Origin of the sequence: Pseudomonas sp. PDM17 (genome assembly GCF_014851985.1) — a bacterium.
Lineage (GTDB): Bacteria > Pseudomonadota > Gammaproteobacteria > Pseudomonadales > Pseudomonadaceae > Pseudomonas.
In genome coordinates, this window is the sequence record NZ_JACVAT010000041.1 from 1 (window position 1) to 247 (window position 247).

Genomic DNA, 247 nt, shown 5'->3' on the forward strand with positions numbered 1-247 from the left:
GATGGCATCAACACCAACATCGACGTCCTGGATAAGGGCACGGTCAAGTACGACACAAATACCGACGGCACCGTCAACTACAACAGCATCACCCTGGGTGGCGACACCTACAACAGCACGACCAAGACTGGCGGCACCAGGATCACCAACGTTGCTCGCGGCGTGGATGACAGCGATGCAGTGAACATGTCTCAGCTCAACGAGACTAATGAGTCCATCGTCAACATGGGCGACACCATCAACAACT

The 247-nt window shown here is 54.7% G+C and carries 1 protein-coding gene; it reads left to right on the forward strand.

The window, feature by feature from the left end:
* On the forward strand, positions 1-247 hold a 247-nt coding region (locus IB256_RS31080; protein ID WP_192405000.1), incomplete at both ends, for a hypothetical protein.